The organism is Streptomyces tritici, assembly GCF_048500665.1.
GTDB classification, from domain to species: domain Bacteria; phylum Actinomycetota; class Actinomycetes; order Streptomycetales; family Streptomycetaceae; genus Streptomyces; species Streptomyces tritici.
Window position 1 is genome coordinate 3,574,419 of the sequence record NZ_CP183183.1, and the last position, 14,446, is coordinate 3,588,864.

Genomic DNA, 14,446 nt, shown 5'->3' on the forward strand with positions numbered 1-14,446 from the left:
GTCAGGCCCCCATCGGCGTCACGGCGACGGCGCGGAACGAGATGCCGTGACGGGTCTGGCCGTTGAACGTGTTCTCCCAGTCGCGCGCCTTGAGGCCGATCACCGAGACGGGAGTTCCGGGTGCCAGGCCCTCGGGGAGCCCGGTCTCCGGGACGGTCACCTGGTAGAGGTTGCCCTCACCCTCGTCGGAGATGAGGAGGCCCACCGTGGACAGCCCGGCACCGGTCTCCCGGTCCATGGCGCGCTCCCCGGTCTGCTTGCTGACGAGCTTGGGCGTCGGAGCGGTGGCGACGAAGACGACTGCGGTCGAAAGGTCGATCTTGAAGGACGGCATGTCCACTCTCCCGGTAAGGGGGGCTTAACACCCCAGGCGCGGAACCCCGACTCCGTTAAGGGGGGGTTACCAGCCCAAGATGCACGCGACTGGTGCGAGGTGTCAAGCCCCCCTTAGCATGCTGGGTATGAAGACAGTTCTCCGTCCGGTCCCGCGAGGTGTTCGCCGTGATTGAAGAGGTGCGACGCGTCGCCGCCATGCAAGATCACGCGCTTCGCGTGAAAGCCGCTGTGGACCTGATGGGGGAGCTCCAAGCCGCCGTCGTGGAGACCTCACGGATGCGCAAGGAAAGCATCGCTTGGCTTCGCGATCACGGGCACTCGATGGCCGACGTGGCGAAGCTGATGGGAGTCAGCCGGGCGCGAGTCGCGCAGCTGCGTGACGCCGGCCCCCCGCCGGAACGAGCGTTCATCGGGACCGGAGCCGTTCAGGTACTCGTGCCCATGCGGCCGGGCGAGCGCGAGTACGTGGCGCTCGAAGACAGCTCCACGGGCCAGAAGCTCTTGGCTTTGGCTCATCAGCTCCAGCTCGAAGGAGACCTGGGGTACATCCCGACGTCGGGCGAGATCGACCTGAACCGCGACGATCTCATCGTGGTCTGCGGCCCCAAGACGTCTCCGGTGACCGCGGCCGCTCTCCAGGCCGACCCCCGTCTCTCGTTCGAGACTCTGCCGGACGGTCGTTGGGCCCTGATCGAGCGGGACAGCGGGCAGACGTACACGTCTCCGAGCGATGACCCCGACAGCCCCGCATCGTCGGATGTCGCGTACTTGGGCCGGCTCCCGAGGCCCGACGGGCAGGGCACGTTCCTGCTGATCGCCGGTGTGCACGCGGTCGGCTCTCTGGGAGTCGCGCACTTCCTCACGGAGCACCTGGCCGAGCTGTACCAGCAGGCCGGAACGGCCGAGTTCTCCATGGTCATCGGCTGCGACTACGAGCCGGGGACCAAGACGATCGCCGACAGCCGCGCGCTCAGCGAGCTGCTTCCGCACGAGGTGAGCTGACGTGGATTTCGCCCTGTCCAGCACTCCTCGACCTGGCGGACCCAACGAAGACTTCGCCATTGGCAGCGCCGAGTGTGTCGTGGTGCTGGACGGGGCCGGCATGCCGAAGGGTCTGCCCACCGGCTGCGAGCACGGCGTGGCTTGGTACGTCCGGCGGCTGGGCAACTCGCTGCACAGAGAAGCCACCGAGAGCCAGCAGGACTTGGCCCACTGCCTGGCCACCGCCATCGATCGGACAGCGGATCTCCACCGGGACACCTGCGAGGTGGACAGCCCGTTCTCGCCGTCAGCGATGGTCGCGATGCTTCGGGTCCGGGACGAGCAAGCCGAGTGGCTGGTACTGGGTGACGGCACCCTCGTCCTCGACGAGGGGCAAGAGCCCTCGGTCGTCTCCGATCAACGCTTGAAGGCGGTGGCCGGCGAGAAGCGAGCCGCCTTGCGCGCGGCCGAGCCGGGGTCACCTGAGGAACGAGCGGTGCATACCGCGTTGGTCGAGGAAGAGCGGGCACTGCGCAACCGGCAGGGCGGATTCTGGGTGGCCGCTGCCGATCCTGAAGCCGCAGCCGAGGCCCTGACGGGCAGCACCCCGATCGCCCACCTGAAGCGAGCAGCGCTCCTCACCGACGGCTCCGCCCGGTACGTCGACACCTTCGGGCTTGGCGACTGGGCAGACTTCCTCGACGTCCTGGAGCACCACGGCACAGCCTCACTCATCAGCCAGGTCCGCGAAGCCGAGCTGAGCGACCCCGACCGGAAGCGATGGCCCCGCTCCAAGGGGCATGACGATGCCACGGTGGTCTTCGCCCGCTTCTAGCAGCGAGCTGTTACAGGTTTCTCTACCTCATCAAGCACCCGGCTCCGCTACCGCTCCGCCGGGCGGGCTTCCCGGCTCCGCTCCGCGCGACGCTCCTGCCTTCGGCCCGCTCCGCGCGCGCTGCGCCGACGCCCGCCCCTGCGAGTGGGATAGGCCCGAGGGCATGAGTCGAGCCCCAACCGGCGCCGCGGTTGCCATCCGTCACCGACATGCCTCCGGCGGGGGCCTCAGGCTCCGGGATGGCGGGAGCCCGTACGCGGGTGCCGGCCGTGGAGGGCTGAGGCGGGGAACTCCCATCCCGCCTGCCATCGACCCAGGCAAAGCCGAGCAGACGCGGTGCCGGGCGTCCAGGTCGTTCGTACAGTGGCGCGCTCCACCTGGACGCCCGGCACCGCGCCTGCTCCACGGTGTGTGGGTCGACGGCAGACGGGATGGGAGTTCGGGGTGAGGGGTGGGACTGCCAGGTGCGCGGCGCTCGCTCACGTGCATCACCCATAGCACATTTGGCGGGGCTTGGAGGCGCATTCGCTCCGACCGGAAAATCGGTCACGCCGAGCCTCTGACCAGCGCAAACATCGGTTTGGGACCACATTTGTGGTTAGGCGTTGTTAGCTGCCCGCAGGGCTAGCTCGGGCCATCTAAGGCTAGCTATGGGCGAGACAGCTATAGTGACTAGGCACGACAGGGTTGGCCAAGCGCCTTGGCCCAGCGATCTTCGCGAGCGCGCCCTGTGCCTAGATCCTCCGGCACGAAGGCCCGGCTCTGGTGGGCAAGACCAGAACCGGGCTCGTGCGTGGAGTTACAGAAGCGGGTCCGGCCGACCAACAAACGGTCGGGCCCGTTTCTCTTGGGCCCTATCGTCCGGCTCCCCTACCATCGCGCCCTATCGCGCGAACTGCTCCACACAGCCTGCGACCGCCGAAATTGCCGCGAGGATCGCGATCACCAACTCGGCCCTCGTGAGGCTCCGACGATGATCACGGTCCGGCTCGTCCGGCTTACGCAGATCTGCCATGTCACACTCCCAGTCCGGTCGTGCTAACCCCTGACGGGGTCTTCGGCTCTTAGGTCCGAAGATCGGGATGGACCGGAAGTGGACGGCAGAAGCATATCTGTCGGCACCGACACTCGGCGGGCACGAGTGTCGGCACCAAAGGCTCTCCTTCCTAGAGAGCCTCCTTGTTCTCCTTGATCGGCTCGCCCGACTTACTTACTGGAGGCAAGACGGACCAGGGGAAGTTGATCCAGTCGTCCGTCTTCTTCCACACGTACTCGCACTTCACGAGGGAGTGCGACTTCTCGTAGATGACCGCGGAGCGGACCTCGGCGACGTGGTCGACGCAGAAGTCGTGGACCAGCTTGAGGGTCTTGCCGGTGTCGGCGACGTCGTCCGCGATGAGGACCTTCTTGTCGGAGAAGTCGATCGCGTTCGGGACGGGCGCGAGCATGACGGGCATCTCGAGCGTGGTGCCGACGCCGGTGTAGAACTCCACGTTGACCAGGTGGATGTTCTTGCAGTCGAGCGCGTAGGCCAGACCGCCGGCGACGAAGACGCCGCCGCGGGCGATGGAGAGCACGATGTCGGGCTCGTAGCCGTCGTCGGCGATGGTCTGGGCGAGCTCGCGGATCGCGCGCCCGAAGCCCTCGTAGGTCAGGTTCTCCCGTACGTCACTCATGCTGCTCACACCTGCGTCCGATGGAAGTTCTGATACGAGCGGGAGGCGGTCGGCCCCCGCTGGCCCTGGTACCGGGAGCCGTAGCGCTCGCTGCCGTACGGGTACTCGGCCGGAGAGCTGAGCCGGAACATGCACAGCTGGCCGATCTTCATGCCCGGCCAGAGCTTGATCGGCAGGGTGGCGAGGTTCGACAGCTCCAGGGTCACGTGCCCGGAGAACCCGGGGTCGATGAACCCGGCGGTGGAGTGGGTGACGAGCCCGAGCCGCCCGAGGGAGGACTTCCCCTCCAGCCGGGAGGCGATGTCGTCCGGCAGGGTGATGACCTCGTACGTCGAGGCCAGAACGAACTCGCCGGGGTGCAGGATGAACGCCTCGTCGCCCTCCGGCTCGACCTCGCGGGTGAGGTCCAGCTGCTCGACGGCGGGGTCGATGTGGGGGTACCGGTGGTTCTCGAACACGCGGAAGAAGCGGTCGAGCCGCACGTCGATGCTCGAGGGCTGCACCATGGATTCGTCGTACGGGTCGATGCGCACCCGGCCGGAGTCGATCTCGGCGCGGATGTCCTTGTCTGAGAGAAGCACGCCCCCACGATACGCAGAGGGCGCGGGCGCCCCAATTCGAGAGGCCCCGCGCCCACCGCCCACCGTCTCAGCGCTGCTCGAGCTCCACCGGGACGGCGTGCCGCAGCCGCGCGCACCGGGGACACCGAACGAGCCGCCCGGGCCCGATCCGCCCGGCCCCGAGCTGCTGCAGCGGGAACGTCGCGGTACTGAACACGTGCCCCTCGGCACAACGGACGACGGTGCGCTCCATGGAACCCATCAAGTCCCTTCCCCAACCAGCATGGACGAGACTGCCACATTAGGGGATAAAGGGGACGCCGCTCCATCCGGCACTCCGCCCCCCACGCTACGCCCCAACTTCCCCCGCCCGCACGCCAACTCCTCCTCCCGGAAACACGAAGGACCCCACGACGCGATACGTCGGGAGCCCGGAATGAGGTACAGTGTGTGACGCTACGGTACGGATCACCGGACCGTTGTGCGGATGTAGTTTAATGGTAGAACATGAGCTTCCCAAGCTTATAGCGCGGGTTCGATTCCCGTCATCCGCTCTTGAAAGAAGGCCCAGGTCAGAGACCTGGGCCTTCTTTGTTGTCTAGACCTATTGGGGGCTGTCGTGCCCTCCGCGTGCCCCAACTCGGCTTTATGCCCTGCCCATGGCGCTGCCCCCGCACCATTTAGGTGGTGCGGGGGCAGCGCCGTCTCAATATGCGGGCGGGTAGCTCTGTGATCCGCACCACTTCCGACCGAGGGAACGTTCCTCCGTAGGCGCAAATGCAAGCGTCAACGCACGACGGAGAGTTGCGGCCTGTGGGAGGCGGCCGCACCACGGGCACCACCGCGCCCGCCCTCCTGGGCCATGACCACCAGGCCGAAGATCAAGTCACTGAGGTCGGCTGCTCGCAGGTCGAGGTCGCGGGCGACTTCCGCCAGTGGCGTGCCTTCCGCTCGAAGGGCGGCGAAGACCTTGCCCAACACCTGGGAGGTCTCCCGGGTGAGTGTGCTCTGGGGTTCAGACTTCCGATAGCCCATGCGACTGAGCTCGACGCAGTGTGTGCGGTACTGCCATTCGGTGGTGAGGTTGAGTTCGTGCAGGCGGTGGGCGAGTGCCATGGCGGCGACCTTCCACCGGCGCTTCGCCTGCAGGATCCAGGTGGTGCTCGGGTTGCGAGGGGCATGCGCCAAGACGTCTGCGGCTGGCATGAGCAGGGCGGCAGCGAAGCGGTGCGCTTCCCCTTCGGCCTGAGGTCCATGGGGGACCTGTTCCTCGCCATGCAGAACCAGATGCCCCAGCTCATGTGCGGCGTCGAAGCGTCCGCGCTCGGCGGTCTTCTCGGTGTTCAGCAGCACGAACGGGATCCCGCGGTCCCAGAAGGAGAAGGCGTCCACTTCCGGGCAGTCCCGGGACAGCGAGAACACGCGCACGCCGTGCGCTTCGAGCAGGTGAACCATGTTGGGGATCGGGGTGACCCCCAACCCCCATCGAGTGCGGACCAGTTCGGCTGCGCGCTCGGCGGGGCAGTTCTCGGCGCCAGCCTCGCCCGGAAACACCGGTTCGTTGTCGCTACCGAGACGGCTGAACGAGGTCAAGGACGGAAGGTCTGGCGCCGGCAGCTTGAAGCGAGCCCGGATCCAGTCCTGCAAGATCCGGGCGAGGCGACCACTGCTCAGGGCGATGTCCCGTTGTGAGGCCGTCATCTTGCTCAGCGCCCTGAAGCTGACCGATTCGACGGGCAGGTCGGCAACCTCTTCGGCAACGAAGAAGGACTCAGGGAACTCCAGAGCCTCAGCAAGGCTGGCCAGGGAGGCCGGGGGAGGGTAGGCCCGGCCGTTCTCGTAGTCGGACAGCCGGCGGGCGGTGAGTCCGACCATCTGGGCGAGACGGGTGACGGTGAGCCCGCGGCGCTTGCGCGCCAGGACGAGCCGGGATGCGGTGGTCATGGGAGTGCCAATGGTTGTGGGGTGGACGATCAGCCCAGACGCTCGATCGGGATGTCGATGCCGCCCTCGCCGTCGTCGTCGTTCGGGAACGGGTTGAAGCCCTCGAAGTCGATGTAGGGGAAGATGATCCGCTCGTGCCAGCTGTCGATCTTGCCACGGCTCCCCGGGTTGGTCGGCAGTGACAGCTCGTAGTAGAGCCGCGTACCCGTCAGGGTGTTCACGTGCTGGTACAGGAGGAACCAGGTCGGGATCCCCTCCCCGACCCCCTGAGGCTCGGGATCGGCCTCGTAGCCAGGGAACACCAGCTGTCGGTTGGTCTCAACCCGGCGGATGACCGCCGTGCCCTTCGCGTAGCGGGTGGCAGGGGTGAGCGCGGCGTAGCCGGTGGCTTTGTTGCCGCTGGAGGCGGTGATGGCGAAGTCCTCCTCCGGTGACAGCAGGAGCGAGACGTTCTGAGGGCTCACGCTCCGCCACCCGTCAGGGATGTACGCCTCGCGCAGGAAGCGGATGGTCCTGCCCCAGAAGATGTTGCCTGGGAGCGAGACCGGGTCGAGGGGCGTGCAGAAGTTGCGTTCTGCCTCGGCGCGCCGCAGCACGTTCTCGATGGCTTCGGCCGAGAGCCCCAGGTCTGCGAGACGGCTCTGACCGCGTGAGTCCTCAACGTGCATGACTGCCATATTCAGCCCCTGACCACGGAGTGCGATTTCCGGAAATCCTCCCTCATTCGAGGGCGAAAATCAAGAAGCCCTGCTGGTCAGCAGACCGTCAGGGCTTGACCATCCCCGGTCAGAGCTGGTCGTGAACTGCTCTGACCGGGGACGTAACGGATCTCAGGCGAACTCGCCGCCAGTCTCACGTCCGCGCAACTCGCGAACCTTGGCGTCGATACCCCCCGCGACCTCCTGCTGACGTTCGTCATTGGAGTGCTGGTAGATCATCGCGGCCTTCTCCGAGGACTGGCCGGCGCGGACCATCGTGTCCTTGAGCGTGGCGCCGGACTGGGTGGAGAGCGTGTGGCCCGTGTGCCGGAGGTCGTAGAAGCGGAAGTCCTTCGGCAGGCCGACCGCTGCGCGGGCCTTCGCCCACTTCCGCCCGAAGGTGGTCCGCCGGAACGGCGCTCCCTTCTCCCCCACGAACAACAGCCCGTCGGACTCCTTCTCCGCGAACCAGTCCAGGTGCCGCTCGACCTCGACATAGAGGAAGGCCGGCAAGTGGATGGTGCGGACGCCGGCCACGGACTTGGTGTCGCCCTCGACACGGCGGCCGGTGTTCAGCTCCGGAGCAGCCTCCGTGACCCGCACGGCGAGCGGGTCGAGGGTGACGGAGGTCCGGCGCAGGGCCGCCAGCTCCTCCGGGCGCATCGGGCCGTACGCGCCGAGGTACACCATCAGGCGCCAGCGGATCCCGATGGCCTCGGCGAGGGCGTCGACCTGCTCGACGGTGGCCGTCGTGCGCTCCTTCGCCTTCTCGCTGCCGGCGCCCCTGATACGGCACGGGTTGCGGCGGATCAACTCGTCGTCCGCCGCCGTCTCCATGATCGCCTTGAGCAGGCGGTAGGACTTGGCGACGGTCGTGGCCCCGGTGGCGGCCAAGCGCTCGGTCCGCCAGGTCCGCACGGTCGGCGGGGTGATCTCATCGAGGTCCACCTCGCCGAAGAAGGGCAGGAGGTGCAGCCGCAGGAGGCGGCGGTACAGCTCGTCCGTCGTGGCGGACAGGCCGCGCTCGGCCACCCACTTCAAGGCGTACTCCTGGAAGTTGACCGCCCCGGCCTCCGGGTCCACCCAGACGTTGCGCTGGATGTCCGCCTTGGTGAGGGTGAGCCAGTCCTGGGCGTCGGTCCTCGTCTCGAAGGTCTCCGGCGCGGTACGCCGGGACCCGTCCGGCGCCCAGTAGCGCACCTGCCAGCGCCCCGAAGGCAGCTGACGCACCGTGCCGAACTCGCGCCGCCTCTGCGGCTTGCGGCCCGCCATCAGGCCGCCTTCCCGAAGCGGGAGCGCGCGTCGCGAAGCGTGGGGACCGTGCGCTCCTCGACGTACGCGGTCAGCACGCTGTCGGCGATCCGGACGTGCTTGCCGAGCTTCACGTAGCGGATCCGGCGTTCCTGGATGAGCCGGCGGATGAAGCGGACTCCGGTGCCGAGGCGTTCGGCGGCCTCGTCGACCGTGAGCAGACGGTCGTTGTTGTTCACCTCCTTCGCCGTGCGGGGCTGGGCGGAGGTGTGGGGTATTGCCGTGTGGCGCAAGCGGGGTCCTCTCCTGGCCTCGGCTGATGGGGCGGCAACCCCGGCCGGGCCGTGTCGTTCAGGGATGGGATGGGATGGGCGTGTGATGCGGCCGGGGTCCCTGGGGTTTGCGGGCCAGGGCGGCCAAAGGAGCGGACTACGGCTGGGGCGGCAGGCCGAACTCCTCCTGGTTGATCTTCATGGTGCTCTCGGCGATGGCGTTGCTGACCACCGCATTGGCCTCCTCGCGGATGTCCGGGTGCTCTTCGAGGTAGGCGATGAGTTCGGCGTTGACCCGGCGGTACGCGTGCTGGGCGCGCTGGGCGGCCGCGCTGGCGGCCACGACGGTGTCGATCAGCTCCATGGCGCGGCCGGCGGCGGCCAGGGCCGGCGGGCCGACGAGGTTGGACAGCGACACCCCGAAGACCTCGGCGAAGCCGATGGCCTCGTCGAGGTTGATGCGGCGCTTGCCGTTCTCGATCCGCCAGACCGCCGACGGGTTCATCTCATAGCCGGCCTCGTTGAGGCGGTCGGAGAGCGTGGTGGTGCTCCAGCCACGGTTCTCGCGCTCGGCCTTGATCCGCTTGGCGGCGTTGTCCTCGCCCTTGAGCAGGACACCCTCGGATGCGTCCTCGCCGTTGTCGTCGGGCATCGACCCCTCCTTCCTCTCGCATCATGTCCCTGCAATTTGCAGCAACCTAAACAGTACACCACGTTCTGCTGTTTGCATAGCTGCTCTGCATGTAGCATGGTTGTTGTACTGGACCGCTGCTGTCCGCAGGAGACCGCCAGCACCTATCCAGACATGCAAAAAGCCCCCCAGTGCTTGCGACACCGAGGGGCTCAAAGCGCAAACCTCACGCCGCCCATCCCTGAACGACTACCTGCAGAGCCGGGATTGCCGTCCCATATGGCCGCAGATTGAGGAGCTCCATGTCCAGTATGGACGAAGCCACCCCGAACACGCCATCGCTTCCCGTCGAGTGGCCGCCGACCGCCGTCCCCGGCCAGCCGACCGCCCCGCCGCCCGACGCGCACTCCGAGGGCATAGAGGTCCTGGACCTGCTCCGGGACGCGATCCGGCGCTACGTCGTGATGCCGAGCGACGAGGCCCTGACCGCGACCACGCTGTGGGCGGCGGCGACCCACCTGCAGACGGTGTGGCAGCACGCGCCGCGCCTGGCGGTGGTCGGACCTGCCAAGCGCTGCGGGAAGTCGCGGCTGCTCGAAGTCCTGATCGAGGCGGTCCACGAGCCGCTGATCACGGTCAACGCCTCCGCCGCCGCGATCTTCCGGTCGATCGGCGAGGGCGACCCGCCCACGCTCCTCGTGGACGAGGTCGACACCATCTTCGGCAGCGCGAAGGTCGCGGAGAAGAACGAGGAGATGCGCGGCCTGCTCAACGCCGGCCACCAGCGCAACCGGCCCACCCTGCGCGTCACCGGCCCCAACCACGAGGTGGTCAAGTTCGACACCTTCGCCATGGCCGCCCTCGCCGGAATCGGCGACCTCCCCGACACGATCATGGACCGGTCGGTCGTCATCCGCATGCGCCGCCGGGCCGAGACCGAGAAGGTCAGCTTCTGGCGCTACGGCCGTGACGACCTGGCGGTCCGCGAGCTCCGCACGCGGCTGGCGGCCTGGCTGGCCTCCGTACGCGAGCAGGCACTCGCCCTGGAGCCGAAGATGCCGGTCGAGGACCGCGCCGCCGACACCTGGGCGCCGCTGGTCAGCGTCGCCGACCTCGCTGGCGGGCACTGGCCCGTCCTGGCCCGCACCGCGTGCACGGCCATGACCGACTACGAGGCCGGGCGCGACGAGGACGGCGGGCTCAAGATCCGCATCCTCGCCGACATCCGCCGCGCCTTCGCCTCCGAAGGGGACCAACCGGCGATCCGCACCGGCCGCCTCCTGGAGATCCTCAACGCCGACCCCGAGGCGCCCTGGGCCGAGCACAGCTCCAACGGGCTCACCCCGCGCGGCCTGCAGATTCTGCTCCAGGACTACGGCATCAAGTCGGCCAACCGTCGCTTCCCCGGCGGCACCCAGGCCAAGGGCTTCACCCGCGCCCAGTTCACCGACGCCTGGACCCGCTACTGCCCGCCCGAGGCAGCCGCCACCCTCCCCGTCGACCCGGGCGCCTGACCCTCCCCGACTCGTCCCACTCGTCCCCGCGCAGGTCAGCGCGGGGACGAGTCACCGACCCGCAACGAGTCGACTCGACATCACCGACCCACCCGTACCTGCCCTGACCAGCGATGGGACGAGTGGGACGAGTACCCACCGCCCACGGCCGCCCACGCTGGGATGACCGCACCCAGCCCTACGCAAGCGCCCTTTCCCCACCCTGGAGACCGCCCCCTTGCACTTCCCTGCCCCAAGCGCCCCAGCAGCCATCTGCGCCGGCATCGCGCGTCTCACCTTCGGTGCCACGAACGACGACCTCAGGCAGCGCGATGACTCTGGCGACGCTCGCCGAGCACCCGCATCCGCGGGGGGTCGGCGTGTGAACCGCACGGGACGCATCGCCCTCGTCATCGGCCTGGTGGCCGTCGTCCTCATGGCCTTCCGGGTCTCGTGGAACGCGCTGTCCGACGTGGCCCGCGCCATCGGCGCCGACTCCACCGCCGCCTTCCTCTACCCGATCGTCGTCGACGGCCTGATGGCCCTCGCCCTGATCGCCACGCTCGTGCTGACCGGTGCCGATCGGACGTTCGCGCTGCGGGTCCTGGCGACCTACACGATCGCGAGCCTCCTGCTGAACTACGTGCACGGCCTCGTACCGGCCCTGCACACCGACTCGATCCAGTGGGGCCGACTGACCGACCTGGACTACGCGAACTGGGCCCTCGTCCTGCTGGCGACCTCACTCCCGGTCGGGTCGATCTACTTCGGATCCGACCTCGTGGCCAAGGTGCTGCACCACAACCCCGAGTCAGCCGACTCCCCCGAAGCGGCCTCTGCCCGGTCGGTCGGCGACCAGGCCCTACGGTCGACGCCTGACCGGCCCGAATCGGCCTCGGAGCAGCTGACCGAGTCGGCCCCCGTGGGGGTCACCAAGGCACCTGCCACGGGGCCGACCGAAGGAACCGAAGCGGCTCCCGACACCCGACCGCCTCGGTCGGCCACGGTGGCGCAGTCGACCGGAGCCACACCGCGCCGAGCGACCGGTCGGGTCCCCGACGCCGCCAAGTCGACCGCCGACCGCACCCGCACCGACGCCGACCTCCTCGACAAAGCCCGACTCCTGACCGCCGACTGGACCGACGACCAGCTGACCGCCGAGGGTCTGCGCCGCGAACTACGGATCGGCCTGCCCCGGGCCCGCACCCTGCGCGACCGACTGCAGGCCGAGCGGACCGGCCAGGCCCAGCACGCCACGGACGACGGCTTCGAGGCCGGACCACTCGGCGGACTGAACGAAGCCGCCTCCCCCGTCGGCACCGGCTGACCCTCACAGCGCCCTGACCCGCCCTCCAACGCATCCCGTGTCCCCGTGCAGCCGAGCACGGGGCCACGGGGCCGCACACAGCCAAGCACCCACGGAGAACCGGCCCATGCACGACCCGAACCACGAACTCCCCACCACCCAGCAGGAGACGACTGCCGGCCTCGACCGCGCAGCAAGTTGTCGGGTAAGGAGTCCTTACCCGGCCTCCGCCCCAGGGGAGGCGGAGGCGTCCGGCGCCGAGGGGGCACCGGTGTCGGCCGGCCCGGGGGAGCCGACTCGGGGAGAAGCCACACAGCCGTCCGCGCCGCGCCGCCGTCTTCGCGAACCCACGCTGCGTGAGAAGCGCGTCCACCCGCGCTACAGCCACGATGAGTTCGCCCTCCTCGCGACAGCCGCCCACCTCAGCCGCATGTCGGTCGGCGGCTACGTCGCCGAGACCTCGCTCGCTGCCGCCCGCTCCGACGACCCCACCGCCGCGGTCGCCGACTACCGAGCCATGGTCAAGGCGCTGATGGGCGCCAATCGCCAGCTCGCACTGATCGGCAACAACCTCAACCAGCTCGCCTGGCACCTCAACAAGGACGGCGCGTGGCCCGCGTCGGACATCGTGGCGCGGCTGCTGGACCGGGTCGAGGCATCGGTCGACGATGTGGACCTGGCCGTCGCCCAGGTGATCTCGGGGCGGTGACCACGTGATACCGAAGATCATCCTCGGCAAGGGCGCCCGTGCCACCCGCCGCCTCATCGGCTACCTCTACGGCCCGGGCTCCGCCAACGAGCACATCGACCCCCACCTGGTGGCGTCCTGGAACGGCTTCGCTCCCGACCCCGGCCGCAGCCCCCGCCGCAACCCCAGGGACGTCGAGGACCAGCTCGCCGCGCAGCTCGACCAGCCCGTGAAGATGCTCGGCGACGAGGCCCCGACGACCACGGTGTGGCACTGCCCGGTCCGTGCCGCCCCGGAGGATCCGATCCTGACCGACGCGCAGTGGGCGGACATCGCCCGCCGGATCGTGGCCGCCGCCGGCATCGCCCCCGAAGGCGACGAGGAAGCCTGCCGCTGGGTTGCGGTCCGCCACGCCGACGACCACATCCACATCGCCGCCACCCTCGTACGCCAGGACGGCCGCCGCCCCCGCCGCGACCATGACATCCGCGCCGTCCAGCGCGAAGCCCGCAAGATCGAAGCCGACCTCGGCCTGCGCCGCCTCAACCCCGGCGACGGCACCGCCGCCAAACGCCCCACCAGCAAGGAACACTTCAAGGCCAAGCGCCAGGGCCAGGACACCACAACCCGCGAGATCTTGCGCATGCGCGTCCGCCGTGCCGTGGCCGCCGCCTCCACCGAGACCGAGCTCTTCGCACTCCTGAACGCGACCGGCGTAAACGTGCGCCCCAAGACCGGACCGTCCGGCGACGTCCTCGGCTACAGCGTCGCCCTACCGGGCGACCTCAACAAACACGGCGAACCCGTCTGGTTCTCCGGCTCCACCCTCGCCGGCGACCTCTCCCTGCCCAAGATCCGCCAACGCCTCACCGACACCGCCCCCGAACCGGCCACCGCCCGCCCGGCCGACCCCTGGCACCAGGCCACCGCCGCCACCGAACGCATCCCCGACCATCTCACGCGCAGCAGCGACCACATCGCCCAAGGCCAGCTCGTCGTGCTCGGCGGAGCCCTCGACCTGCTGCCACTCACCGCACCAGCCGCAGCAAGGACCGAACTCGAACGGGCCGCCGCCGCTTTCGAGCGCGCCACCCGCTCCCGCATCACCGCCGACCTCGACAGCACCCGCGTCCTGCGTCGCAGCGTCCAGACGATCCTGCGCACCCCCACCGCGACAGGCGACGGGGCCGGGCTGGCGATGCTGCTGGACGCCGCCCTCATCGCCGTAGCTTTCGCGAGGCACTGGCACCGCACTCGTCAGCACGCCCAGCAGGAGGCGGCAGCGCAGCAGACCCTCGTCCACCTCCAGACCGCATACGCCCAGGTCGCCGTCCCTGTCCTGGACGGCCTCGCCCGCCGCACCCCCGGCATCCAGACCAGGGACCGCTACGCCCGCCACCTCCAGCAGGCCGTCCCTGAGCACGCCGAAAGCATCCTGCAGGACCCCGCCTGGGATGCCCTCGCCGCCGTCCTCGCCCAGGCGGAAGCCACCGGCCACAACGCGGCCACCGTCCTCGACCAGGCTCTCGGCCAGCGCACCCTCGACGACGCCCGCAACCCCGCCCGCGCCCTGACCTGGCGCATCCACCGCCTCGGGCAACGCCACACACCCGGACCCCGCGCCCAGGCAGCCATGGCCCGCAGCACCACACGACGCCCCAACGCTCTCATCCACACGACGGCAGGCACGCCAGCCGTTGTGCAGCCGCCGCCGCAGGCACGGCGGCGCTGATCGCCTTCGGCCGGCTGCGCCGATGCCCTCGCTGCTCGTGGCA

General features: G+C 69.1%; 14 protein-coding genes and 1 tRNA gene. 7 read left to right on the forward strand and 8 right to left on the reverse strand.

Annotation, left to right across the window (positions count from 1 at the left end):
* Position 1: 1 nt before the first annotated feature.
* Positions 2-334 (reverse strand): hypothetical protein, encoded by a 333-nt coding sequence (locus tag ACNJ93_RS16495; RefSeq protein WP_365346116.1) that lies wholly within the window; start codon positions 332-334, stop codon positions 2-4.
* A gap of 167 nt (positions 335-501) precedes the next feature.
* Between ACNJ93_RS16495 and ACNJ93_RS16500 the strand changes: the two genes are divergently transcribed.
* Together ACNJ93_RS16500 and ACNJ93_RS16505 are read left to right on the forward strand one after the other, a co-directional pair.
* Positions 502-1,338 (forward strand): sigma-70 family RNA polymerase sigma factor, encoded by an 837-nt coding sequence (locus tag ACNJ93_RS16500; protein ID WP_418958167.1) that lies wholly within the window; start codon positions 502-504, stop codon positions 1,336-1,338.
* A gap of 1 nt (position 1,339) precedes the next feature.
* Positions 1,340-2,152, forward strand: coding sequence for a protein phosphatase 2C domain-containing protein (locus ACNJ93_RS16505; protein ID WP_418958168.1), 813 nt, complete (start codon positions 1,340-1,342; stop codon positions 2,150-2,152).
* 1,166 nt (positions 2,153-3,318) lie between these two features.
* On the opposite strand, the gene ACNJ93_RS16510 is transcribed toward ACNJ93_RS16505, so the two are convergent.
* Together ACNJ93_RS16510 and dcd are read right to left on the reverse strand one after the other, a co-directional pair.
* Positions 3,319-3,828, reverse strand: a complete 510-nt coding sequence (locus ACNJ93_RS16510) for a phosphoribosyltransferase (protein ID WP_418958169.1) — start codon at positions 3,826-3,828, stop codon at positions 3,319-3,321.
* A gap of 5 nt (positions 3,829-3,833) precedes the next feature.
* Positions 3,834-4,409: a dCTP deaminase gene (gene dcd, locus ACNJ93_RS16515; protein ID WP_418958170.1), complete on the reverse strand. Its 576-nt coding sequence runs from the start codon at positions 4,407-4,409 to the stop codon at positions 3,834-3,836.
* A 462-nt stretch (positions 4,410-4,871) separates the two neighbouring features.
* Between dcd and ACNJ93_RS16520 the strand changes: the two genes are divergently transcribed.
* A tRNA-Gly gene (locus tag ACNJ93_RS16520) sits at positions 4,872-4,942 on the forward strand.
* Positions 4,943-5,174: 232 nt separating this feature from the next.
* On the opposite strand, the gene ACNJ93_RS16525 is transcribed toward ACNJ93_RS16520, so the two are convergent.
* The 5 genes from ACNJ93_RS16525 to ACNJ93_RS16545 all read right to left on the reverse strand — a co-directional run bounded on the left by ACNJ93_RS16525 (position 5,175) and on the right by ACNJ93_RS16545 (position 9,205).
* Positions 5,175-6,332: a helix-turn-helix domain-containing protein gene (locus tag ACNJ93_RS16525; protein ID WP_418958171.1), complete on the reverse strand. Its 1,158-nt coding sequence runs from the start codon at positions 6,330-6,332 to the stop codon at positions 5,175-5,177.
* Positions 6,333-6,361: 29 nt separating this feature from the next.
* On the reverse strand, positions 6,362-7,009 hold the full coding sequence (locus ACNJ93_RS16530) for a hypothetical protein (protein WP_418958172.1): 648 nt from the start codon (positions 7,007-7,009) through the stop codon (positions 6,362-6,364).
* Between the two features lie 153 nt (positions 7,010-7,162).
* Positions 7,163-8,302 (reverse strand): tyrosine-type recombinase/integrase, encoded by a 1,140-nt coding sequence (locus ACNJ93_RS16535; protein WP_418958173.1) that lies wholly within the window; start codon positions 8,300-8,302, stop codon positions 7,163-7,165.
* The gene (locus ACNJ93_RS16540) at positions 8,302-8,520 is read right to left on the reverse strand and encodes an excisionase family DNA-binding protein (protein ID WP_189944833.1); all 219 of its coding nucleotides are present in this window, start codon (positions 8,518-8,520) and stop codon (positions 8,302-8,304) included. Before ACNJ93_RS16540 ends, ACNJ93_RS16535 begins: the two co-directional genes overlap by 1 nt.
* 190 nt (positions 8,521-8,710) lie before the next feature.
* Complete coding sequence (locus ACNJ93_RS16545) at positions 8,711-9,205, reverse strand: helix-turn-helix domain-containing protein (protein WP_418958174.1); 495 nt, start codon at positions 9,203-9,205, stop codon at positions 8,711-8,713.
* Positions 9,206-9,495: 290 nt separating this feature from the next.
* On the opposite strand from ACNJ93_RS16545, the gene ACNJ93_RS16550 reads away from it, so the two are divergent.
* From ACNJ93_RS16550 to ACNJ93_RS16565, 4 genes are all read left to right on the forward strand, one after another.
* Positions 9,496-10,698, forward strand: a complete 1,203-nt coding sequence (locus ACNJ93_RS16550) for a DUF3631 domain-containing protein (protein WP_418961432.1) — start codon at positions 9,496-9,498, stop codon at positions 10,696-10,698.
* Positions 10,699-11,059: 361 nt separating this feature from the next.
* On the forward strand, positions 11,060-12,004 hold the full coding sequence (locus tag ACNJ93_RS16555) for a DUF2637 domain-containing protein (RefSeq protein ID WP_418958175.1): 945 nt from the start codon (positions 11,060-11,062) through the stop codon (positions 12,002-12,004).
* A 106-nt stretch (positions 12,005-12,110) separates the two neighbouring features.
* Complete coding sequence (locus tag ACNJ93_RS16560) at positions 12,111-12,692, forward strand: plasmid mobilization protein (RefSeq protein ID WP_376412542.1); 582 nt, start codon at positions 12,111-12,113, stop codon at positions 12,690-12,692.
* Positions 12,693-12,696: 4 nt separating this feature from the next.
* Positions 12,697-14,403: a relaxase/mobilization nuclease domain-containing protein gene (locus ACNJ93_RS16565; protein ID WP_418958176.1), complete on the forward strand. Its 1,707-nt coding sequence runs from the start codon at positions 12,697-12,699 to the stop codon at positions 14,401-14,403.
* Positions 14,404-14,446 lie beyond the last annotated feature (43 nt).